Source organism: Virgibacillus salexigens, assembly GCF_014905415.1.
Classification (GTDB): domain Bacteria; phylum Bacillota; class Bacilli; order Bacillales; family Amphibacillaceae; genus Virgibacillus; species Virgibacillus salexigens.
The window spans coordinates 1,549,066-1,573,151 of the sequence record NZ_BNEO01000001.1; the positions used below are offsets into that span (position 1 = coordinate 1,549,066).

The window sequence follows — 24,086 nt, forward strand, 5'->3', positions numbered from 1 at the left end:
GGAGTGACAGCATGATTACGTTTGATCAAGTAACAAAAATATATAACGGCAAAGAACAGCAAGTAAAAGCATTGGATCAGGTGAATTTACAAATTGAAAAGGGAGAAATATATGGTGTGATTGGTTTTAGTGGCGCAGGAAAAAGTTCTCTCATCCGCTGTGTAAACCTATTGGAGCGACCAACTTCTGGGAAAGTAATCGTAGATGGTCAGGACATACTCAACCTTTCAGCAAAGGAATTAAGGGAAGCAAAACGAAGCATTGGAATGATATTTCAACATTTCAATCTATTAAACTCGAAAACGGTGTATACCAATGTGGCTATGCCTTTATTATTAGCTAATATCCCAAAAAATGAAGTGAAAAAGCGAGTTGACGATTTATTGGCATTTGTAGGACTAGCGGATAAGGCAAATAGTTATCCTGATCAGTTATCAGGAGGGCAAAAACAGCGTGTTGGAATTGCACGTGCATTAGCCACAAAGCCAAAGGTGTTGTTATGTGATGAAGCAACGTCAGCACTCGATCCAGAAACAACGAAGTCGATATTGCAATTATTAAAGAAAGTAAATGAAGAATATAATTTAACGATTTTAATCATTACTCATGAAATGGGTGTAATTAGGGAAATTTGCGATAAAGTGGCCGTTTTGGATAGTGGAAAAGTGGTGGAAGCTGGTTCTGTATTTGACGTATTTTCCCAACCTCGAACAGAGATAGCCAAAAATTTTGTACGTTCCGTGATGCATGATGAGATACCGGAATCGGTTTATCAACTCGTAAAAGCACAAGACGAACGACATCAGATATACCGTATTGTATTCGTTGGATCTTCAGCAGGCGCTCCGTTACTATCGCAAATAGCTAAGCAGTATGCTGTCGAAGTGAATGTTTTATTTGGGAGTATTACGGAGTTACAAGGTATTCCTTTTGGCAATTTAATTGTCAAATTTGATGGAGACGAAAAGGAAATTAACCGAGTGATCATGCATATTCACCAACAAGATGTCACGATAAAGGAAGTGTTAGCAGATGTTAGTTGATAACCAACAAATTGTAGCAGCATTATGGGAGACAATCCTAATGGTTGGTATTTCTTTACTTTTCTCCTTTGTGATAGGACTTATATTAGGAATTCTATTAGTGGTAACAAGGAAAGGACATTTATGGGAGAATAAAGTGGTTTTTACGGTTTTGAACGCATTTATAAACATCTTTCGATCAATTCCATTCATTATACTTATGGTCGCTGTCATTCCGTTTACCAGATTAGTGGTTGGCACATCAATTGGTACTGCGGCAGCAATTGTCCCAATGATTTTGTATGCAGGTCCCTATATTGCTAGATTAATTGAAAACTCTCTATTGGAAGTTGACCCAGGAGTAATGGAAGCAGCTCAAGCAATGGGGGCAACACCGTGGCAAATTATTATTCGTTTCCTTATTCCAGAAGCGTTAAGTTCTTTATTATTAGGTATCACTATTGCAACCATTGGGCTAGTAGGCGCATCTGCGATGGCAGGAGCTGTTGGCGGTGGTGGTCTTGGTGATCTAGCAATCACCTATGGATACCAACGCTTTGATACAACGGTGATGCTGATTACAGTTGGTATTCTTGTCGTTATGGTTCAAGGACTGCAATCAACCGGTAATTTCATTTCTAAGAAAATAAGAAGAAGATAAGATAAAAAGGAGCGAACAGCATGAAAAAATTATTTGTGTTTTTAGCACTTATTCTATCAACAATCGTTATTACTGCTTGTTCTAGTAGTGATGCAGCTACAACAGTAAAGGTAGGGATAAGCGGATCCGACACAACCATTTGGGAATATGTAGCCAAAAAAGCAAAAGAGGAAGGGATAAATGTAGAGATCGTCCGATTCTCTGATTATGTGCAGCCAAATCTAGCTTTAGCTGAAGGTGAAATTGATGCAAATGCTTTTCAAACGGTATCTTATTTTGATGCCTTTATAAAGGAGCATAATCTAGATTTAACACCAATTGCCACGACCGTTATTGCGCCAATGGGATTGTATTCTGAAAAACATGATCAACCAGAGGATATTCCAGAAGGTGGAACGATTGCCTTAGCGAAAGAAGCGACAAACATGGGAAGAGGTCTCCTTCTTTTAGAAGAAGCTGGTTTAATTAAGTTAGAAGAGGGATTTGATGGCAATGGGTCACTAGACAAAATTGTTGAGAACCCAAAAAACCTTCAGTTTGAATTATTAGTTGCTGGTCAGACCCCTCGTGTATTACCAGATGTGGATGCTTCGATAATTAATAATGGTATTGCTGTTGATGCAGGATTTAGCCCGTTAGATGACGCTATCTACCATGAAGATGAAACAGCAACCCCTTATATAAATATCATTGCCGTCCAAGAGAAAGATAAAAACAATGAGGTATTAAAGCAATTAGCGGAAATTTATCAAACAGAGGATGTTGCCAACTTTATAGAAGAAGAACGAAATGGAAATTCTATTCCTACATTTGTTCCGTTAAGTGAAATCGGTCATTAATTAACAAAAAACGAGGTGAGCAAGGATGACAGTTGCAATTGATCGAACAACAAAATTAAAGAAACAAATTGCTGCGTATATTGATGCAAATTCAGAAAGATATATAGGAATAAGCCATGCAATCCATGAAAATCCAGAAATCGGAAATCAGGAAGTTTACGCAGCAAAAACACTAACTGATATTTTGGTAGAGGAAGGCTTTGAGGTAGAAAAGGATATCGCAGGACATCCAACTGCCTTTATTGCCAGAAAAACGGGGAAAAACAAAGGGCGTACAATCGGTTTTTTAGCAGAATACGATGCATTGCCGGGTATAGGTCATGCTTGTGGCCATAATATGATTGGCAGCCTTAGTATTGCTGCTGCCATTGGTCTTAGCAAAGTCATTGATGAGATTGGTGGTGAATTGGTAGTACTTGGGACACCGGCTGAGGAAGGTGGGCCAAATGGCAGTGCGAAAGGAAGCTTTGTAAAAGCAGGCCGAATAGATGATATAGACGCTGCGATTATTGTTCACCCAGGTGCTGAAACAAATACTACTCGACCAACGTTGGCTGTTGATCCATTGGATTTTGAATTCTTTGGGAAGCCTGCGCACGCATCTGCCTATCCTGAACAAGGGATTAATGCGCTGGACGGAGTAATCCAATTATTTAATGGAATTAATGCACTACGTCAACACCTTCCAAGTGATGTACGTATTCATGGAATTATAACAGATGGTGGAGATGCGCCTAATATTGTACCGGAATATGCTAAGGCACGCTTCTTCATCAGAGCAGCCTCACGAACCGTCTTAGATGATGTAACAGCTCGTATTAAGTCAATAGCAGAAGGAGCAGCATTGGCAACGGGGTCCAAGGTGAACGTTTTTGCATTCCAAAATCAAGTAGATAATTTTATTATAAATCGTTGTTTTGATGATGTATTTACCCAAGTAGTGGAGGAGTTAGGAGAGACTGTTCATACAACGGATCATACTGCACTTGGCTCGACGGACGCAGGAAATATAAGTCAGGTTATTCCAACCATTCATCCACATATTAAAATTGGTCCAAGTGATCTAATAGGGCATACGGAAGCATTTCGGGATGCTGCTAAATCAGAAAAAGCGGATCAAGCTTTGATTATTGGAGCAAAAGCAGCAGCATATACTGCTTTTCAATTAATTACGGATAAAACAGTATATAAACGAATACAACGTGAGTTTCAAGAAAGAATAAAGGAAAGGTAAGAGTTAGGTTTGAAGAAATCTTGCGAAACCAGGATTTCTTCTTTTCTTTTTACGTAATATTTATCTGCTAATCAAAAGAAAATTATGAAATCTGATTTTCTAATTGACAAGCTTATCCGACCGTGATATAGTATATTCTGTTGCCACGGAGGTATACCCAAGTCTGGCTGAAGGGAGCGGTCTTGAAAACCGCCAGGGGTGTAACAGCCCGCGGGGGTTCGAATCCCTCTACCTCCTCCATTTAAAAATTAGCGCATAAAATTTTGGAGATAAGAAAACCGTTACTGTGTAGCGGTTTTTTTCGTATTTTATAAGAAAATGCTCTTTCACTTCTTATAGAAAAGCTTTCATTGTAAACATATAATTACTATAACCTTATTATACTTAATTATAGATGAACTTGACATTTCACGTATTTCAGCATATAGTACATATCTAAGCCAATACTATAAAAAGGCAGTGAAGAGGCTAGTAGTACCATGTACGTACGAAAGAGAATGGGATTCATCGGCTGAAAGATCCCAACGTCAACGACGGGTATGAACCTACCTCTGAGCCGTTAGTTAAAAACTGACCGCAGATAAGACTGTGTTAAAAATAAAAGCTGGACATAGGAAATCTATGTCAATTTAGGTGGTACCGCGGAAAACCCTTTTCGTCCTTCATATTGGATGAAAAGGGTTTTTTTGATTCTTAATTCTAATTTAGTAGCAATAACCTAGAGGAGGTTTTGATAATGAATAAAAAAATAGCTTTTATTGGTGCAGGATCCATGGCTGAAGCAATCATTTCAGGTATGGTACGTGCTGAAATTGTAGATAATGAAAAGATCATCGTTACAAATCGGAGCAACCGAGAACGTATTACGCGGTTAGAACAGCGCTATCAAATTAATAGCATGATGGATAAGGAAAAATTGACAACGGATACGGATATCATCATTCTTGCTACGAAACCATACGATATGGAGCAGGCAATTGATTCAATTAAGGCTTATGTTACAACAGATCAATTAATTATTTCTGTTACAGCAGGCATTTCTACGGAATCCATTCAAGAATTATTTGGCATTGAGATTCCAATTATACGGGCAATGCCCAATACTTCCGCATCCATTGGCTATTCTGCTACGGCACTTGCAGCAGGAATCCATGCTAGTGAAAACCATATGAAGGAAGCAAGGGTACTTTTTGAAACAATAGGAACAACAGAAATTGTAGATGAATCCGATATGCATATCGTTACAGGTATTTCTGGAAGTGGGCCTGCTTATATATATTACCTCGTAGAAGCAATGGAAGCAGCAGCCATATCATCTGGACTAGATAGGGATACGGCCAAATCGTTGATTGCTCAAACGATCCTAGGTGCTGGCGAGATGTTACAGCAGTCAGAAGATACTGCTGCGGCATTAAGGGAAAAGATTACAAGTCCAGCAGGAACCACACAAGCGGGTATCGAATCCTTAAAAAGAAACGATTTCCAAAAGATTATTATGGAATGTGTGCAAGCTGCCCGTGATCGGTCCATTGAATTAGGGAATGAAAAATAAGGAGGCGGATCCATGCCAATTTGTGCTCATTGTGAGAAGCAGTGGGAGTATGTAGATACATTGAAACGTTGTTTTCGAATAAAAATGCCATGTCCTTATTGTGGTGAAGCAAATTATCATTCTGCACAGAGTCGGAAAAAAGAGGCGATGAATTCCATTATTATGCTTCCTTTTATCTTTCTAATGAATATGATTTTCGACTTTTCCGTTTCTGGATTATTTATTATGGCGGGGATTTTACTAATGTTTATTCTAGCAATCGTGCCATTTTCAATCGAATTGAGCGAAGAAGAGGAAGCACTATGGTAGAGGTATTCTTTTGTTAACAAAAATGCGCCCTGGTATGGGCGCATATTATTTGATTAATTCTCTTGATTTCCAACGTCTCGATTGTTGAATAAAGTGTCCAACCTTTTCTAGGATTGGTTCGATTGATTCCTCTTGTTTCAAGAGATCATAATCGGAAATATTAATTCTTAGTATTGGGCAGGCGTTAAAATTATTAATCCAATCTTCGTATCGTTTATACATTTCTTTCCAATAAGAAATAGGTGTGTTTTTTTCCATTTCACGGCCTCGAGATTGAATTCGATTAATAACATCGTCAAAAGAGCCTTCTAGATAAATTAACAGGTCTGGATGTGGGAAGTATGGTGTCATTACCATTGCATCGAATAAGCTTTTATAGGTCTCATAATCGGTTTTTGACATGGTCCCATTATCGTAATGCATTTTCGCAAAAATCCCTGTATCCTCATAAATGGAACGATCTTGTATAAAACCTCCACCATATTCAAATATCTTTTTCTGTTCTTTAAATCGTTCCGCTAGGAAGTAAATCTGTAAATGAAAGCTCCAGCGCTCAAAATCATGATAGAATTTTTCTAAATATGGGTTCGTATCCACTTTCTCTAGTGAAGTTTTAAATCGTAGTGCTTTTGCTAAAGCATGAGTCATGGTTGATTTACCTACTCCAACTGTGCCTGCTATGGTAATGATACTATCATTTGGAATATGGTATTTTTCTCTTAAATTCATGATTGTTTCCCCTTTTTTAACCTTTTCTTACTTCTGAAGTAACCTTTTGTAGCTGTTCATCCACTTGGTTAATAATTTGTTCTAAATGTTTTTGGTATCGAACAAAATCAATTTCATCTCCATTCACTCGAATAACAGGAATATCAGGATGCATGATTTCGAATTCATTCATATAATTTTCATAATCCTGTGAAAGTTGAGCGAGATAAGAAGTTTTAATATGTTGTTCGATTTCCCTGCCACGTTGATGAATTCGATTTATAATCGTATCCAAACTACCATGTAAATAGATCATCATATTTGGTACAGGCATATCCTTTGTTAAGATATGATAAATTTGCTCGTATTTCTCAAATTTATCCGCTGGAAGGGTACGTTTTGCAAAGATCATATTTTTCGATATATGGTAATCAGCGACCACTGCTTTATTGTCGCTGAGATATTTTGTCTCAATGTCTTCCAATTGTTTAAAACGATTGCAAAGGAAGAACATTTCTGTTTGAAAACTCCATTCCTCAATATTTTCATAAAATTTTCCTAGAAATGGGTTTTCCTCCACAATTTCCTTTAACAAATGATAGTCAAAATGCGAGGAAATCTTTTTGGCCAATGATGTTTTTCCTATACCTATTGGCCCTTCAATGGCGATAAAAGGAGCTCTTGCCATTACTTCATCCTCCAATCCATATCTACCTAAACACATGTATTATATTTTATCATACAAGCAAATCGAGTACCATGTATAATTAGATCTGATACTTTTCAAGTCTGCCACAATTTTGTATAATGAATATTGCTTGGTAAAAAAGCCTGTAGATCAGATAGGGTCAAAACGATTGTCTTTCTATATCATGCCCCCGTAGCTCAGGGGATAGAGCATCGGTTTCCTAAACCGTGTGTCGCAGGTTCGAATCCTGCCGGGGGCGTAATAAAACCAATTTATGTTTAGATCCCTTTATAAACAAAAAATAAGTAGGCAGCTACCTACTTATTTTTTTATATAATGTTTTTTAACTTCCCATTGTAAGTTTGTTTGTGTGTTCATGTTGAGTTTCTTTGCTAATAAATTAGCAGCATTAAAATCAGTGAAAGTTTTACACGAGTGGCTGTTAGAGTCCTTCAACATTTCAGTTGTCCCATTAATAGTTCTGGAAAGAACAAAGATATGGATCAACTCCTTTCGACTTAACCAAAGCCTAATTATATTATCTCATAGATTAATTAATGTGTATAGTTTGGATGTTTAATTTCACTACCAATTGGGAAAGTAAGAAGAAGATGTGTATTTTTAACGACGGAAAGTAGGCTGAATGACATGAATAATTTATTTGAACAAGCATATTTAGGAATGCAAATCTTAAAAAATCGTTATATCGTGGCACCGATGACAAGAGTAAGTTCAGAAAAGGACGGTACGCCAAATGAGCGCGTAAGTGAATATTATGAACGCTTTGCTAAGGGTGGATTTGCCGCAGTTATCACTGAAGGAGTGTATCCGGATACAAAATATAGCCAAGGTTATGAAAATCAAGGGGGACTAGCAACCGAAAAGCATGCAACCCATTGGAAACCAATCGTAGATCGTGTTAAATCGCATGGTTCACTCATGATTGCTCAATTAATGCATGCAGGAGCACAATCACAAGGGAGTTATTATTCAGATGTAACGGTTGCTCCTTCCCCGTTTTCACCTCCTCAAGATAAAGTGGAGGTTTATGGTGGCAGTGGTCCATTTCCTACTGCCAAAGAGCTATCGGTAGAAGAAATGACTGAAATCAAGCAAAGCTTTGCACAATCCGCTATCTATGCCAAGCAAGCTGGATTCGATGGGGTTGAGCTGCACGGCGCAAATGGTTATTTACTAGATGAATTTCTATCGGAAATTAGCAATCATCGTACAGATCAATATGGTGGAAGTGTAGAAAATCGTCTTCGCTTCTTAAAAGAATTAATTGAAGAAGTTCGAGCAGCTATCGGTGGAAACATGATCCTTGGCATTCGGATTTCTCAATTGAAAGCGACAAATGGCAGTTATAAATGGCCAGGGGGAGAAGCAGATGCTGAGATTATCTTCTCTGAATTAGGTAAAACCGATATTGATTATATTCATATTTCGGATGATGACGCAGCCACATCAGGATTCGGTGAAGGTACGATGACGATGTCTGAAGCTGCCAAAGCATTCTCTGGGAAACCAGTTATTGCTTGTGGTCAATTAGGTGATCCAGAAAAAGCTTCAACTGTGATCGAAAAAGGCCAAGCGGATTTTATTGGTGTTGCCCGCCAAGCCCTTGCTAATCCTGATACCCCAAACCGCGTAAAAGAAGGCAGACCGTTAGATAAGTGGGATGGGAAAGCAATTATGACACCAAAAGCCTATATTAAAGATTTCGAGTTAGAAATGTAACGTAACAATGAAATCCCAGTGGGAGCAATTGCTCTCACTGGGATTTTTTCATAAATGCATTTTCCAATTATTTACCGTTATAAGGTAACGGCTGCTGTTGAGTAATACAGTGGATGTTACCACCACCGACGGATATTTCCCGGGTGTTGATTGGAATTATTTTTCGATCTGGATACATTTCTTTAAACTTTTCAATCGCATAAACATCTTGAGGATCATCAAATGTTGGTAAAATCACTCCACCATTACATAAATAACAATTAATATATGTTGCTATAAAGGTTTTCTCGGATGTTCGTTCAAAACTGTGATTGGAAAAATCGATTTCTAGGCTTTCTGATTCACTCAAAGTCACTTGTTGGGGCAGGTGCAATTTATGAATCTTCAACTTCCGCCCCTTGGCATCCGTAGCCTCTTGGAGTATCGTAATGGCTTCTTGAAGCACTGGATATTGTGGGTGATCTGGATCGTCTGTCCAACCAATGGCAACTTCACCTGGTCGGACGAAAAACACCACTTCATCCACGTGGCCATCTGTTTCATCGCCGATTAAACCACCTTTTAACCAAATGACTTTCTCAATACCTAAGTATTGGCGTAACTTTTCTTCGGTTTCTTCTTTTGTCAACTGCGGGTTTCGATTCGGATTTAGGAGACATTGTTCAGTCGTAATAAGTGTTCCTTGCCCATCTACGGTAATTGCTCCACCTTCTAGTATGAAGTCATTCGCATCATATCTATTGATTTGTTCAATTTCCAACACTTTTTGTTTTACAAGAAGGTCTTTATCCCATGGATAATAAAGACCTTCCTCTATACCGCCCCAGGCATTAAACCCCCAGTCTATGCCTCGAATGTTGCCCTTATCATTAGTAACAAACGTTGGTCCAATATCGCGCATCCAGGCATCATTAGATGATAGTTCCACTATACGGATATCGTCCGGTAAAAGTGCACGAGCATTTTCAAATTGTTCTGCCCCTACACACATTGTAACTTGCTCAAACATTGAGATTGCCTTAGCTACCTTACTATAAACTCTCTGAGCAGGTTTAGCTCCTGATCTCCAAGTGTCTGTTCTGGTCGGCCAAAGCATCCATGTACCTTTATGATTTTCAAATTCCCCAGGCATTCTATATCCGTCTTGTTTAGGTGTACTATATAGGTCAACTACCATGTCCATCCCCCTTAAAATAAGTATCTTTAACATCTATGCAAATTTAATGCCATTTTCAATGCCTTCCAATTGATTTAGATTGTTATCCTTATCAGCATCCTTTCTATTTGAAAATAATCGTTATAGACTTAATTATAGGATTGAGTTAATTTCGGTTCACTCCGTTAGGAACGGGAGAAGCTTATATTAAATGTTGTATTTTTTTAATCTTCGCATGAAAGAAGATTGGGTTATTCCTAGAGATTGAGCAGCTTTCCTTGTTGATTGGTGCTCCATTTGTGCTTCCTGAATGACTTTCTTTTCAATTTGACCTAAAAAACTGGGGAGGCTTTGCCCATTTAAACTAAAAGCAGGTTTTTTCTTATGGTGAAATTCCTCCAGCACTTCTTCTGATAGGTCTGTTTTTTCAATAGTAGTTGATTTTGCGGTAACTACTAATCTTTCTACCATGTTTTCCAACTCACGAATATTGCCTGGCCAACTGTAATTTTTTAGGTATGATAACAAGTCTTTGCTCAGGTTAGATGTTGTTTTATACTTGGTTTTAAACAAGTCAAAGTAATGGTAAACCAGAGGAAGGATATCATCTTTCCGTTCTCTTAACGCTGGAATATGGATCGAAACAACATTAAGTCGATAATATAAATCCTCTCGAAATTGTTTATCCTCTACCATTTTTAAAAGGTTTTGGTTGGTGGCAGTTATAATTCGCACATCTACCTTCTTCAGATCTGTTGAACCAATTGGAATAAATGATTTATTTTGTAATAGTTGAAGCAGCTTTGGTTGTAGCGCCAATGGCAGTTCTGCAATTTCATCGAGAAAAAGAGTTCCCCCATTTGCCTTCTCTACCAAACCAACTTTTCCCCCACTATTTGCGCCTGTAAATGCCCCCTTCTTATAACCAAATAACTCCGATTCCAGCAATGTTTCTGGTATTGCTCCACAATTGATTTCTACAAACGGCTTGTCAGGTCGGTTACTTCTTTTATGAATTTCCTCAGCTATCATGCTCTTTCCGACACCTGTCTCCCCATTTAGGAGAATGGTTGCATCGACTTTGGATACCCTGCTTATTAAATCCAACATTTCCTCATGCTTCTTACTTTTTCCGATGACTACTTGCTTTTTATTTACTTCGTTTTGTTTTTCCTTCATTAATTGTAATTCTTCCCAATATTTTTGCAAAAGTGTTTCTGCTTTTTCTAATTTAAATGAAGCTCTCACTGTTTCTGTGATGTCTTTAACCTGTACTAGGATATATTTCGTATTATCGGTTTTGATGTTGACTAAATATCCAGTTGCTAAATATTGCCGCCCTTTCGAGGTTTGAACCTTTGTGACGGTCTCTTTTTTTTCTAAGACAATTTTTGTGACAGATGGCGTAAATAGTCCGTTATTTTCCAACTCCTTCACATTTCTGCCTATCACCTGAGAGCGCGGCGCCCCCATTTGTTTCGTACTTGTATCATTAATCCATAGTGCAACCCCATTGCAGTCAGCAATAAAGATGCCATCCTTTAAATGGTTAAAAATATGATGAAAGTGACTATCTTCAAAAAATTTTTTGTCCATATCCCTCTCCCCTTTATAGGATGAACCGAAATTGATTCGATTCGATCCAAAATCAACTCGAATTTAAACTATATCGTATCAATTCTCAAACTAAAAATCTAATTTCTCATGTTTTTTGCAATTTTATTTTTGGCATGAAAATTGCATGATTAATAATGAGGAGGTAAGATATGGAGTCATTGATGTTGAGAATTAATAGAAATCGTTTACTAGAAACAATAAAAGTAAGCTCCTCAATTGGTGCTACTAAGAATGGAGGGTTAAATCGGCTTGCCCTAACAAAAGAAGATCAAGCGATGCGTAATAAATATGTTACATGGCTGCGCCAAGAAGATTTGCAAGTGAGATATGACGATTTCGGCAATATTTATGGAAGAAGAGAAGGTAAAATCCATGATGGCCCCGCTGTAGCTGTTGGCTCTCATCTAGATACACAGCCTTGCGGAGGGCGTTTTGATGGAGTTTTAGGTGTTTTAACAGCGTTGGAGGTGATCAGGGTATTAAATGAGCATAATATTGAAACCGATTACCCAATAGAAATTATCAATTTCACTAATGAAGAGGGCGCAAGGTTTGAGCCTCCTATGCTTGGTTCTGGAGGATTAACCGAAAGCTTAGCAAAGGAATTCATCTACAATATTAAGGATGACGATAATGTATCCTTTGAAAAAGCGCTGATAGACAGTGGGTACTTAGGAATAGAGAAAAATCGAATAAAAAATATAAAAAATTTTATAGAACTTCATATTGAACAAGGACCAATTCTCGATAATCAAAATAAGTCGATAGGTATTGTTCAAGGTATTCAGGGGATGAGCTGGCTAAATGTATCCGTTACAGGTGAAACAAATCACGCCGGACCTACACCTATGAGTAACCGAAGAGACGCGCTTGTTCCTTCCTCCAAAATGATTACAAAAGTAAACGAGTTAACGAAAGAAATGGAAGGATTAAAAACAACAATTGGTAAATTGCATGTCAAACCTAATGTTACAAATGTAATACCAGGCGAAGTCGAATTTATGATCGATATTCGTCATGAAGATGATGAAATAAGATCCTATGCTATTGAAAGGTTGAAGGAACAGCTAAGTACCATTGCTTTAATGAATAATGTCGAGGTAACGATTACTACAGACTGGCACTCGGATGCCGTTAGATTTTCTTCAACTGTAACCGAAGCTATTAATGAGGCAGCCCAAAAATGGGGGTATTCCTCTTTAAAACTATTCAGTGGTCCAGGTCATGACGCTAAGTATATGACCCGATTAGCTAATAGCGGCATGATTTTTCTGCCTAGTATTCACGGGATCAGTCATAATGAGCAAGAACTTACTTTAGGTGATGATATAGAAAAAGGCGCAAATACCCTTCTGTATGTTATACAAAAACTAGCTAACACGGTGTAAATTTATCTTTATTAAGGAGTGGTTATATGAGTAAAAGCAAACTAGCCCAACATTCAAATCCTGAAAAATTAGCAAGTGAATTATCAATCTTAGATCGGAAGCATCTTCTGCATCCATCTACGAATCCTAAGGCACAGGTTCAACATGGTCCAAAACTTATTTTTTCTGGAGGTAAAGGTATTCATCTTCATGATATGAAAGGCAACACTTATATCGACGGAGTGTCGATGTTGTGGAATGTTAACTTAGGTCATGGACAAAAAGAATTGGCAGATGCTTCTTATCAACAAATGACCAATATTGCTTACGCTTCTACTTTCTATGGTTATGCCAATGAGCCAACTGTCCGTTTAGCTGAAAAGATAGCAGCTTTAGCACCAGGAGACCTAAATACAATATTTTTTACTTCTGGTGGTTCAGAATCCAATGATACGGCATTCAAACTATCCAGATTTTACTGGCAATTACGGGGCTATACGGAAAAAAGAAAGATTATCTCTTTAAGAAGAGGCTACCATGGTGTAACCGTTGCAGCACAAAGAGCAACAGGAATCGATGCTTACCGCAACTTTTCCGGGTCCATCGATCCGGATATCGATAATGCCAAAGCCCATCTTACTGAATGTGAGCTTGGTGCCAAAGATCATCCTGAGTATGAAGGAAGTATTAGAAGCATCATTGAAAAGGAAGGTAAAGATAGGATCGCTGCTGTCATTGTCGAGCCTATTCAAGGTGCTGGAGGAGTCCATATCCCTCCTGAAGGATATCTCAAAGCGGTAAGAAAACTCTGTGATGAATTTGATATTCATCTCATCGCTGATGAAGTTATCTGTGGATTTGGACGAACTGGAAAAATGTTTGGTGTTGATCACTGGGAGATTGTTCCTGATTTTATGTCAATTGCAAAAGGAATAACTAGCGGATATGCCCAACTAGGCGGTGTAATCATGAAAGAACACATCCGCGATACGATTACCGAGTATGACGACATGTTAGCACACGGATTCACATACAGCGGACACCCAACAGCTTGTGCCGTTGGATTAAAAAATATTGAAATTATAGAACGTGATGGTCTTGTTAGTAATGCAAGTCTAATGGGGCAAGAGCTTGAGAAAGGACTTCACTATCTGGAGGATAAGTATCATTTTGTAACAAATGGAAGAACCAAAGGCTTATTAGCTGGGTTTGATTTAATGGAGGATCCAAAAGCTGATATTCCCTTTGATGGTTCTGTAAAAGCAGCTACTACGCTTGTAGAAAATTGCTATGAAAGAGGGCTGTTAATTAGACCATTTGATTTTGAACCAGGAATGAATATTGTAGCTATTGCTCCTCCTCTGATCGTCAATAAAAATGATGTAGAGAAGATCATCCAAATTTTGGACGACGCATTAACTGCTTTCTCACAAAAACTTAAAAACTAGGCATACTCTAATCTTTGGTAAACAGGAGGTCTACTTGTGATTAAACATGAATTAGAATTGCACCCAAAAGTAACAGCATTTTTAAACGAACCGAAAAGATTATTTATCAATGGGGAATGGCATGAATCCATAGACGGCAATTTGTTTGAAACGATTAATCCAGCAACAGGAGAAGTATTAGCAACTGTTCATGAAGCTGGCGAACTCGATGTTAATATGGCTGTTCATGCCGCGTCTACAGCCTTTGAAGAAGGGGATTGGCCGGCAATTAGTTCTTATGAAAGATCGAAATTAATGCATCGATTAGCTGATTTGATGGAACACGATTTTGAGGTTCTAGCACAGATAGATAGTTTAGACAATGGGAAATCGATCAAAGAAATGACCCAAAGTGATTTACCCAATGCTATTGAACAGCTTCGATATTATGCTGGCTGGACGACTAAAATGACTGGACAAACGATTCCTATTTCACAATCATATTTTAATTATACGCACCATGAGCCTGTAGGTGTGGTTGGCCAAATAATACCTTGGAATTTCCCTATTATGATGGCTTTATGGAAAATAGCCCCGGCTCTAGCAACAGGGTGTACGATTATATTGAAGCCTGCGGAGCAAACCCCGTTGTCCGCTTTGTACTTGGCTAAGCTGATTGAAGAAGCCGGGTTCCCTAAAGGCGTCATAAATATTATTAATGGCTTTGGCAAAACGGCTGGCGAAGCACTTGTGAAACATCCGAAGGTAAATAAAATTGCTTTCACAGGCTCTACCCCCGTCGGCCAATCTATCATGAAGGAAGCTGCTAATACGTTAAAACGGGTTACATTGGAACTCGGTGGAAAATCACCAAATATCATTTTGCCTGATGCAGATCTGAATAAAGCAATACCAGGTGTATTTAGCGGAATTATGGCTAATCAGGGGCAAATATGTTGTGCAGGATCTAGAGTGTTTATACCAGACCATCTTTACGATGAGGTTGTTAATAAGTTAGTAGATTATGCTCATAACGTTAAGCTAGGTCATGGCTTAGACGAAAATACAGCCATGGGGCCACTAGTATCCGCCAGGCAGCAAGAAGTAGTTATTTCTTATATAAATAAAGGTGTTGAGGAAGGGGCGAATCTGTTAACTGGTGGAGAAAAGTCAGAAAAAGGATACTTTGTTACACCAACCGTGTTTTCAGATGTAGAAGATCATATGACCATAGCAAAAGAAGAAATATTTGGACCTGTTGTTGTAGCGATGCCGTATAGTACAGTTGATGAGGCAATTGAACGTGCCAATTGTAGTTCTTATGGTTTGGCAGCAGGTCTCTGGACGGAAGATTTAAGAAATGCACACAAGTTATCTAGGAAGTTAAAGGCTGGAACGGTATGGGTGAATTGCTACAATCTCACAAATGCTGCTGCGCCTTTTGGAGGTTATAAGGAATCCGGTATCGGTCGTGAAATGGGATCCTATGCATTAGATAATTATACAGAGGTTAAGAGCGTATGGATTAACTTGGAGTAAAAACCCCTTACCTGACAATTCTCTATTGTTATTTATAGAGGTTGTTAGGTAAGTCCTTAAGATAGAAATGGTTTTGGTTCAGTTTTCATCAAGATACTACTCTATGCCGGAATCAGATTGTAGCAATGATTAAGCAGCTAATGGATGTCTTTTATATCATTTGTTGTTCATCACTTTCTGAATGTCCGTACATTTATATTTGTGAAAGGGTGGGGGAATGGGAGAAAAAAGTACCGCGGACCTAAAGCGAGTATTATCCTTTAGACATGTAGTTTTTTTTGGATTAGCTTTTATGGCGCCTAGTACAGTATTTGGAACGTATGGTGTTGCTGCCTTTCAAAGCGATGGAATGATAGCTACAGGGTATATTATAGCGCTATTTGTAATGCTATTCACTGCATATAGTTACGCACAATTAGTAAAGGCATATCCCTCTGCTGGAGCTGCCTATACATTTACAAAAAAAGCCATTCATCCCCATTTAGGTTTTTTAGTTGGTTGGGCTATTTTGTTAGATTATATGTTAAGTCCGATGATAAGCTCCTTACTTTTAGGAATAGCTTTAAAAGCATTTTTTCCTAGTATCCCAATGTTTGTTTGGATCATTCTTTTCGTAATCATTTTCACGGCAGTTAATATTCTTGGTATCAAATTTGCGGCAAATTTCAATACGTATGTGTTTCTTATATCTCTGTTGGTGTTTGTTCTCTTTGTGGTTTTCGCTTTACATTATTTACTTAAAGGTGAAGGAGCAGGAACAGCTTTCTCCATTTTGCCTTTTTATGATCAGGAAGTTCCATTGTCGGGTTTGATTGGAGTAATTCCGATCCTTTGTTTCACCTATTTAGGATTTGATGCAGTTACAGCTTTATCAGAAGAAACAAAGAATCCTACAAAGACAATCCCAAAGGCTATTTTCATTATTCCAATAGTCGGCAGCATTCTCTATGTTATCGTCACCTATTTACTGCAGTTGGTATATCCAAATATAAGTTCGTTTACGGACCCGCAGTCTGTTCAGTACGAAATCGCCTACTTAATAGGTGGCATCTTTTTTAAAACGTTTTTTGTAGTCACGGGAATTATTCCAAGTCTAACCTCTGCAATTGCATCCAGCTCCAGCGCTTCTCGAATTATGTACGCGATGGGGAGAGAAAACATTTTGCCTAAGAAAATTTTTGGTTATATCTCGCCAAAATTCCATACGCCAGTCTATAATATTTTGATTGTTGCCTTCGTTGCACTATCATCTTTGTTGTTTAACTTAACTACTGCGACATCACTTATTAACTTTGGCGCTTTTTTCACGTTTATTTTCGTTAATATCTCTGTAATCAGCCATTATTTTATTAAGAAAAGAAACCGCTCATTTAAAGGGACAATAAAATATCTGATCATTCCGTCAATTGGGGCTGTCTTTATTTTGTGTTTATGGCTGAATTTAGGGTGGTATTCTTTTTTCTTAGGCGGACTTTGGCTAGTTGTGGGATTTATATATCTTTTAAAACAAATAAAAGAATCGAAACAATCTACTTCCGATATCTTTTTAGATAATGAATACGAGTCTAACCATTAATAAACTATAGATGAAATTGGAGGAATTAGTTATGTGTTTACAAAACGAAGCGGATATTATCCTGTCAAGTGACGCTGTTTTTACGGGGATTTTAGATAAACCAATCTCCGCATATATTGCAATTGTTGATAATAAGATTGCAGCGATCGGCTCAAAGACAGAAGTGGATCCGTTTTTGGGACCAAATACGAAAGTATATCACTATGGAGATCAATTAATTTTACCAGGTTTTCATGACTTTCACTTACATCTGATGATGGGGACGATATTTGAGAACGGTGTGGATCTATCGGAAGCTCGGTCTGAAGATGAGGCTGTACAAATGGTCAAGAGGTATGCGGATGACCACCCAGATGAAGAATGGATTATAGGATTCGGTTGGGATGCTAGTTACTGGGATGGTAAGCAATTGCCAAATCGCTATTCATTGGATCACGTCATTGGAGATCGGCTAGTTTTACTCAATCATGCAGAAATGCATTATGCGTGGGTTAATAGCAAAACATTAGCGTTTTGCAACATCCATCGTGATACAGAGAACCCACCTTATGGGTTTATTAACAAAGACGAGAATGGTGAACCAACTGGTATATTATACGAAAAAGCAACTAAATTGGTTGATCGAAAGGCATTTAATTATTCAAAAGACAAGGAAAAGCAACTATTGGAGAAATTTCTTACTCTCTCTGCCAGGGTGGGAGTGACATCAGTCAATGATATGTACGGAGATAATAATGAGAAATATTATGAGCTTTTTAAGGAATTTGATGAAAAAGATCAATTAACAACGAGGATACATATTTTTCCGTCTATTGATTTTGACCTGGAAATGCTCAAACAATTACATCGGGAATATGCATCGAGTAAACTTCAATTTTCAGGCTTAAAAGGATTTATTGACGGGGTAATAACAAGTCGTACAGCCTATTTGGTTGGCCCTTATGCAGACGATCCAGAGACGTGCGGAGAATTAGTCTATTCACCGGAAGAAATCAAGCAAAAAGTCATTAAAGCGGATAAAGAAGGATTTCGAATTCGATTTCATGCGATCGGTGATGGGGCTGTCCGTTTAGCTCTAGATGCATTCGAAGAGGCACAAAAAGTTAATGGGGAAAGAGACTCCAGACATACGATTGAACATGTAGAGGTTATTCAGAAGGACGACATTTCACGTTTTCATGAGTTGGGTGTTATCGCTTCTATGCAGCCGGAATTGATGGCTCAAAGTGAAAGAGAAACGTATACTTCCCTTATTGGTCAAGAGCGAGAGCCATACGTCTTTCCAATTAATACATTAAAAAGCAGCGGAGTAACTGTAGGGCTCGGCACCGATTTTCCTGTTGCAACATTAAACCCTCTATTGGAAATTTATCGAGCAGTAACAAGGATCTCAAGTGATGGGACGCCATGGCATGAGCATGAACGCATTTCTCTAGCAGAAGCATTGAAAGATTATACCAAAAGCCCTGCTTATGGAACCTTTAGAGAAAATGAATTAGGAACCTTGGAGGTTGGAAAGCTTGCGGATCTTGTTATTCTAGATAGAAATCTTTTCGAGGTTCCTGCCGAAGAAATGTTGGTATCTAAGGTAAAACTTACAATTGTTGATGGCCAAGTTGTTTACGATTGTAATCATACGTCTAACAAAACAAAATCATAGACTAGGTAATTAGGATAGTTTTATAGCAGGGATAAAGGTAAAAAAGGCGATAAAAAAGTATGACACCTCCCTGCATCCTATCCATAATCCCATTATTTGAAAGCGCATCCAATAAGGGGAGACCCTGATTAGTTAGCATTTTAGTTAATGGAAAACCATCTAGAAAGGATGTTTTTATGAGTAAGACAGCACAACTTCAACGAAATCTAAAATTAATTCATGTGGTAGCGATAGGAATAGCTTATATGTCACCTTTTGCTGTATTTGATACCTTTGGAATTGCCTCTGATGTATCCTCAGGGCATGTGCCTATGGCTTACATTATCGTATTTATTGCCATTCTCTTTACGGCATTAAGTTATGGAAAATTAGTCAAAAAATACCCAACCGCTGGTTCTGTCTATACCTACACAAAAAATACAATAAATCCATATGTCGGAATTATTGTAGGATGGGTGACTTTTATAGCTTATTTAGCACTTCCTATGATCAATTCCTTACTTGCCAAAATTTATCTTTCAACGGGAGTCCCAGGGGTTCCTGGGTGGGTTTGGATCGTTGGCTTGATTACGATTATTAGTATTTTAAATACCTTTGGCGTGAAGATCGCTGCTTCTATCAATGTCTTGCTTGTTGTATTTCAGTTTTTAATGGGTGCTATTTTTATTTACCTTAATGTTCGTGCCATTGTAGAAGGGCCGAAACACTTTATTTCATTAAATGAATTATTCCCTGCCAATATGGAATTTTCAGGTGTATTTGCTGGAGCAGCCCTCCTCGCCTTATCATTTATAGGGTTTGATGCAATAACTACACTTTCTGAAGAAACAATGAAACCTAAAAAGACGATTCCTAAAGCTATTTTGCTGGTTGCTTCAATTGGTGGGGTGTTTTTCTTTTCTGTTACATACTTTATGCAATCCCTATTCCCTGATGTTTCCGTATTACAGAATATCGAAGGCGCTTCTCCCGAAATCGCTTCTATAATAGGTGGAAATCTATTTCTTTCGTTTTTTCTTGCGGGAGCTTTATTCTCCGTATTTGCATCAGGCTTGGCAGCACAGTTAAGTGCTTCAAGATTATTATATGCGTTAGGGAGGGACGAGGTAATACCTAAACGGTTTTTTGGCTATTTACATCCCAAATTTAACTCACCAATACCAAACATTTTACTAGTTGGAGTGTTAGCTTTATCTGCACTTTTTCTAGATTTACGGACAGCTACATCCCTTATTAATGTGGGGGCCTTTACTGCTTTTTCTTTTGTAAATATATGTGTAATCAAAAATTACTTTAAATATAAAAAGGAAGGTTCTTTAAACTTTGCTTTAAGTAATTTAATAGGGCCGCTTATTGGTTTGGGCTTTGTTCTGTATCTTTGGAGTAATCTAGATTGGTACTCAATTATCATTGGTCTGATTTGGGCTTTACTTGGTGTATTGTATTTAGGTGTATCGACAGGCTTATTTAAAAAAGAGCCACCACAAATTGAATTTGATGAACTAGAAGGATGATTAGCTACATACTTGATATCATTTATTTGTTTACTAACGTCAACATGGCATATGCAGATAGGGAAAGTATACGCCTAAAAGCCCTGATATCACCGTATTCTTAAAACAAGGTCTGTTCATTTCGCCTAAAAGATGATAAAATAATAAAGCAACTCTAAACTTTTAAAAGTCCCAACTTAGTAATTCTGCATGAGATACTCTCATTTCCTTATTCCACCTTTCACCAGAATTCTCAGAAAAGACAATCAACAAGAAAGGACGAATGCTATGAATTTAACGAAAAAAATACTGATTGCACTTGTTTTAGGTGTAATTGCAGGTATTGGTTTAACGTTTTCATCTAATGACTTTTTTTCTGCGATTGATACCTATGTATTAAATCCAGTTGGAGAAATATTCTTAAATCTAATCATGATGATTGTAGTACCGATCGTCTTTGTATCAATAGTACTGGGAACGGCTGGTCTTGGTGATCCCTCTAAGCTTGGGAAAATCGGGATTAAAACGATAGGTTTTTACTTGGTTACTACCGCTGTAGCTTTAGTTATTGGTCTTGGAGTTGGGTTAATTCTAGAACCTGGTCAAGCAGGCACGTTTGATACAGAAAATGCAAGTTATGAAGAAGAAGCTGCGCCACCAATTATGGATACATTTATAAATATTATTCCCGAGAACCCAATCGAAGCAATGTCTACAGGGAATATGCTACAAATTATTGCTTTTGCGGTGTTTATTGGAGTCGCCTTAGCAATACTTGGTGAGAAAACAAGTGGAATACACAAGTTATTTGAACAAGCAAATGAAATCTTAATTTTTCTAGTTAATGCAATAATGAAAACGGCTCCTTATGGTGCGTTTGCTTTAATTGCATCAGCGATTGGTGAAGCCGGATTAGATGCTTTAGGGTCAATGGCAATGTATATGGTTGCTGTAATTCTAGCACTACTCATTCACGGGGCTGTTACGTATAGTTTAGCTATTAAAGGATTAGGAAAAGCTAGTCCAATAAAGTTCTATAAACTATTTTTCCCTGCTATGTCTGTTGCCTTCAGTACATCAAGCTCAAGTGCAACGCTGCCAGTTTCTATGAAAATGGCACAAGAAAGACTAGGAGTGAAAAAGTCGATTAGTAGCTTTGTTCAGCCATTAGGTGCTACTATAAATATGGATGGTACTGCGATTATGCAGGCGGTAGCTACTGTATTTATTGCTCAAGTATATGCAGAGCCATTAGGAATCAGCCAAATGTTAATGGTTGTCTTAACAGCAACCCTAGCGAGCATTGGTACTGCTGGAGTTCCTGGTGTTGGACTCATTATGTTAGCAATGGTTCTTAAGCAAGTGGGCTTACCTGTGGATGGTATTGCATTAATTATTGGTGTTGATAGATTATTAGATATGCTACGTACTTCTCTAAACATTACTGGTGATGCTGCTTGTGCTTATATTATTTCAGAAAGCGATAAACGAAATGAAAAAGATCAAGCGGAGCAAACTGCTTAGATATACACACGTCTATTTTCGAAATAGACGTGTTTTTTATAATCATCCAGACGTTCATTTAATTTAACGTACGTATTACTTTAAAATTGTCACGGAATGTTCTAAAATAAATACTAGTTACCAAAAAGTTTGCATAATTTTTAATACATTGTTAATTAATCGGTTTCATTATACAAAACATAAGGTCTTAAATGAATCGTCTAGTATAAACGATAGATGTAACCGATTTCAATTCTAATAACGAGGTGATTGGATGGATATGCAAAAGATACCAGCTAGAGAAGGTAACCACAATCTAACAGACTATGAAAAAACTCGAGAGACATTCTCATGGGAAGCATTGAAGAAACATTTTACTTGGAATGAAACGGGAAAAGTAAACATGGCATACGAGGCGTTAGATCGCCATGCAGAAAACCCAAAGAAAAAAGATCAAGTAGCATTGCTTTATTCAGATCCAGAAAGAGAAGAAAAGGTTACATTTGCAACTCTTCGTGATGAAAGTAATAAATTCGCTAATGTACTTCGTAAATATGATGTGAAAAAAGGCGATCGCGTATTTTTATTTATGCCGAGAAGTCCAGAGTTCTATGCTGCCTTCTTTGGTATTTTGAAAGTAGGTGCTATTGCAGGACCTTTATTTGAAGCGTTTATGGAGCAAGCAGTTAGAGATCGACTGCAAGACAGCGAGGCTCGAGTCTTAATTACTACGCCGGATTTATTGTATCGCGTTCCTCAAAACGACCTACCAGCTTTAGAAAAAATTGTACTTGTTGGAGATCATCAGGAAACTGGAGAACAATATATTGATTACAATAAGGAAATGGAGAACACTTCAGCTAAAACAGAAATCGAATGGGTTGACTTAGAAGATGGAATGTTACTCCATTATACTTCCGGTTCTACAGGGAAACCGAAGGGTGTTTATCATGTGCATCATGCGATGATTCAACATTATGCTACTGGCGACTGGGTGTTAGATCTGAAAGAAGACGATGTCTACTGGTGTACAGCAGATCCAGGTTGGGTAACAGGAACCAGTTACGGCATTTTCGCACCTTGGTTACATGGGGTAACCAATGTCATAAGAGGTGGTCGGTTTACACCAGATGACTGGTACAATACAATCGCTACGTATCGTGTCACGGTTTGGTATACAGCACCAACAGCTCTACGAAAATTAGTTAGTGCTGGTGAAGATATTGTGAAAAAATATGACTTATCTTCATTACGGCATATTATGAGTGTCGGGGAGCCATTAAATCCAGAAGTGGTGACTTGGGGACTCAAAGCATTTAACTTACGGATTCATGATACATGGTGGATGACAGAAACAGGGGCGCAATTGATCGTTAATGTACCGTCTATGGAAATACGTCCTGGATCCATGGGCAAACCTATACCAGGTGTAGATGCAGCAATTATTGATAATGAAGGAAATGAGTTACCGGCGAATCAAATGGGCAACTTAGCTATTAAAAAGGGTTGGCCTTCTATGATGCGGGCGATATGGAAAAATCCGAGTAAGTATGAAAGTTATTTCATACATGGCTGGTATGTTTCCGGAGATAGTGCGTATAAAGACGAAGATGGATATTTTTGGTTCCAAGGACGTTTGGATGATGTTATAAATACTTCTGGAGAGCGAGTGGGGCCATTTGAAGTGGAAAGTAAATTAATTGAACATCCAGCTGTAGCAGAGGCTGGCGTAATTGGTAAACCGCATCCGGAGCGTGGGGAAATCATTAAAGCGTTTATTACATTGAATGATGGTTATCAAGACTCCGAAGAATTGTTAGAAGATATTCGCAGGTTTGTGAAGACCGGATTAAGTGCGCATGCTGCTCCGAGGGAATTAGAAGTGAAAGATACCATCCCGAAAACCCGTAGTGGTAAGATTATGAGACGTTTATTAAAATCGTGGGAGTTAGGACTGCCAACAGGTGATACCTCAACATTAGAAGAATAAATTCA

General features: G+C 38.1%; 19 protein-coding genes, 2 tRNA genes and 1 other annotated feature. Of the genes, 17 read left to right on the top strand and 4 right to left on the bottom strand.

The genetic code is table 11. The features are described from left to right. Positions 1 to 11 precede the first annotated feature (11 nt). From JKP73_RS07090 to JKP73_RS07120, 7 genes are all read left to right on the top strand, one after another. A complete protein-coding gene (locus JKP73_RS07090; RefSeq protein WP_021290295.1) occupies positions 12 to 1,043 on the top strand; it encodes a methionine ABC transporter ATP-binding protein in 1,032 nt (343 codons plus the stop codon). Continuing rightward, complete coding sequence (locus tag JKP73_RS07095) at positions 1,033 to 1,683, top strand: methionine ABC transporter permease (RefSeq protein WP_021290296.1); 651 nt, start codon at positions 1,033 to 1,035, stop codon at positions 1,681 to 1,683. The genes JKP73_RS07090 and JKP73_RS07095 overlap by 11 nt, the downstream gene beginning before the upstream one ends. Positions 1,684 to 1,703: 20 nt before the next feature. Then, entirely contained in the window at positions 1,704 to 2,522 is an 819-nt protein-coding gene (locus JKP73_RS07100) for a MetQ/NlpA family ABC transporter substrate-binding protein (RefSeq protein WP_021290297.1), read from the top strand. 25 nt (positions 2,523 to 2,547) lie between these two features. Continuing rightward, positions 2,548 to 3,756 carry a M20 family metallopeptidase gene (locus JKP73_RS07105; RefSeq protein WP_200411046.1) on the top strand — a complete coding sequence of 403 codons (1,209 nt, stop codon included), beginning with the start codon at positions 2,548 to 2,550 and terminating at the stop codon, positions 3,754 to 3,756. 147 nt (positions 3,757 to 3,903) lie between these two features. Further along, positions 3,904 to 3,996: transfer RNA gene (locus JKP73_RS07110), tRNA-Ser, on the top strand. Positions 3,997 to 4,206: 210 nt separating this feature from the next. Next, positions 4,207 to 4,422: a binding site (T-box leader), on the top strand. A gap of 67 nt (positions 4,423 to 4,489) precedes the next feature. Next, positions 4,490 to 5,308 (top strand): pyrroline-5-carboxylate reductase, encoded by an 819-nt coding sequence (proC, locus tag JKP73_RS07115; RefSeq protein WP_187370457.1) that lies wholly within the window; start codon positions 4,490 to 4,492, stop codon positions 5,306 to 5,308. A 12-nt stretch (positions 5,309 to 5,320) separates the two neighbouring features. Next, on the top strand, positions 5,321 to 5,617 hold the full coding sequence (locus JKP73_RS07120) for a TIGR04104 family putative zinc finger protein (RefSeq protein ID WP_021290300.1): 297 nt from the start codon (positions 5,321 to 5,323) through the stop codon (positions 5,615 to 5,617). Positions 5,618 to 5,662: 45 nt separating this feature from the next. Here the strand turns inward: JKP73_RS07120 and JKP73_RS07125 are convergent, their stop codons facing one another. Together JKP73_RS07125 and JKP73_RS07130 are read right to left on the bottom strand one after the other, a co-directional pair. After that, complete coding sequence (locus JKP73_RS07125) at positions 5,663 to 6,346, bottom strand: deoxynucleoside kinase (RefSeq protein WP_038241589.1); 684 nt, start codon at positions 6,344 to 6,346, stop codon at positions 5,663 to 5,665. Positions 6,347 to 6,362: 16 nt separating this feature from the next. Next, entirely contained in the window at positions 6,363 to 7,013 is a 651-nt protein-coding gene (locus tag JKP73_RS07130; RefSeq protein WP_021290302.1) for a deoxynucleoside kinase, read from the bottom strand. A 186-nt stretch (positions 7,014 to 7,199) separates the two neighbouring features. Here JKP73_RS07130 and JKP73_RS07135 point away from each other — a divergent pair. Both JKP73_RS07135 and JKP73_RS07140 read left to right on the top strand, forming a co-directional pair. Next, positions 7,200 to 7,272: transfer RNA gene (locus JKP73_RS07135), tRNA-Arg, on the top strand. A gap of 389 nt (positions 7,273 to 7,661) precedes the next feature. Further along, positions 7,662 to 8,753 (top strand): oxidoreductase, encoded by a 1,092-nt coding sequence (locus JKP73_RS07140; protein WP_021290304.1) that lies wholly within the window; start codon positions 7,662 to 7,664, stop codon positions 8,751 to 8,753. A 67-nt stretch (positions 8,754 to 8,820) separates the two neighbouring features. Here the strand turns inward: JKP73_RS07140 and aguA are convergent, their stop codons facing one another. Together aguA and JKP73_RS07150 are read right to left on the bottom strand one after the other, a co-directional pair. Further along, the gene (aguA, locus tag JKP73_RS07145) at positions 8,821 to 9,930 is read right to left on the bottom strand and encodes an agmatine deiminase (protein ID WP_188942856.1); all 1,110 of its coding nucleotides are present in this window, start codon (positions 9,928 to 9,930) and stop codon (positions 8,821 to 8,823) included. 186 nt (positions 9,931 to 10,116) lie between these two features. Next, a complete protein-coding gene (locus JKP73_RS07150; protein ID WP_200411047.1) occupies positions 10,117 to 11,505 on the bottom strand; it encodes a sigma-54 interaction domain-containing protein in 1,389 nt (462 codons plus the stop codon). A 170-nt stretch (positions 11,506 to 11,675) separates the two neighbouring features. Between JKP73_RS07150 and JKP73_RS07155 the strand changes: the two genes are divergently transcribed. The 8 genes from JKP73_RS07155 (at position 11,676) to acsA (ending at position 24,081) form a co-directional block, all read left to right on the top strand. Then, positions 11,676 to 12,914, top strand: coding sequence for a M20 family metallo-hydrolase (locus JKP73_RS07155; RefSeq protein WP_200411048.1), 1,239 nt, complete (start codon positions 11,676 to 11,678; stop codon positions 12,912 to 12,914). A 26-nt stretch (positions 12,915 to 12,940) separates the two neighbouring features. Continuing rightward, on the top strand, positions 12,941 to 14,341 hold the full coding sequence (locus JKP73_RS07160; RefSeq protein ID WP_200411049.1) for an aminotransferase family protein: 1,401 nt from the start codon (positions 12,941 to 12,943) through the stop codon (positions 14,339 to 14,341). A 39-nt stretch (positions 14,342 to 14,380) separates the two neighbouring features. Next, the gene (locus JKP73_RS07165) at positions 14,381 to 15,859 is read left to right on the top strand and encodes an aldehyde dehydrogenase family protein (protein ID WP_370457703.1); all 1,479 of its coding nucleotides are present in this window, start codon (positions 14,381 to 14,383) and stop codon (positions 15,857 to 15,859) included. 217 nt (positions 15,860 to 16,076) lie between these two features. Beyond that, the gene (locus tag JKP73_RS07170) at positions 16,077 to 17,435 is read left to right on the top strand and encodes an APC family permease (RefSeq protein ID WP_021290310.1); all 1,359 of its coding nucleotides are present in this window, start codon (positions 16,077 to 16,079) and stop codon (positions 17,433 to 17,435) included. Between the two features lie 31 nt (positions 17,436 to 17,466). Next, complete coding sequence (locus JKP73_RS07175; protein ID WP_021290311.1) at positions 17,467 to 19,095, top strand: amidohydrolase; 1,629 nt, start codon at positions 17,467 to 17,469, stop codon at positions 19,093 to 19,095. Between the two features lie 176 nt (positions 19,096 to 19,271). Continuing rightward, on the top strand, positions 19,272 to 20,609 hold the full coding sequence (locus tag JKP73_RS07180; RefSeq protein ID WP_021290312.1) for an APC family permease: 1,338 nt from the start codon (positions 19,272 to 19,274) through the stop codon (positions 20,607 to 20,609). 267 nt (positions 20,610 to 20,876) lie between these two features. Beyond that, positions 20,877 to 22,112, top strand: a complete 1,236-nt coding sequence (locus JKP73_RS07185; protein WP_021290313.1) for a dicarboxylate/amino acid:cation symporter — start codon at positions 20,877 to 20,879, stop codon at positions 22,110 to 22,112. 253 nt (positions 22,113 to 22,365) lie between these two features. Next, positions 22,366 to 24,081: an acetate--CoA ligase gene (gene acsA / locus JKP73_RS07190; protein ID WP_160806950.1), complete on the top strand. Its 1,716-nt coding sequence runs from the start codon at positions 22,366 to 22,368 to the stop codon at positions 24,079 to 24,081. The last annotated feature ends 5 nt before the right edge of the window (positions 24,082 to 24,086 follow it).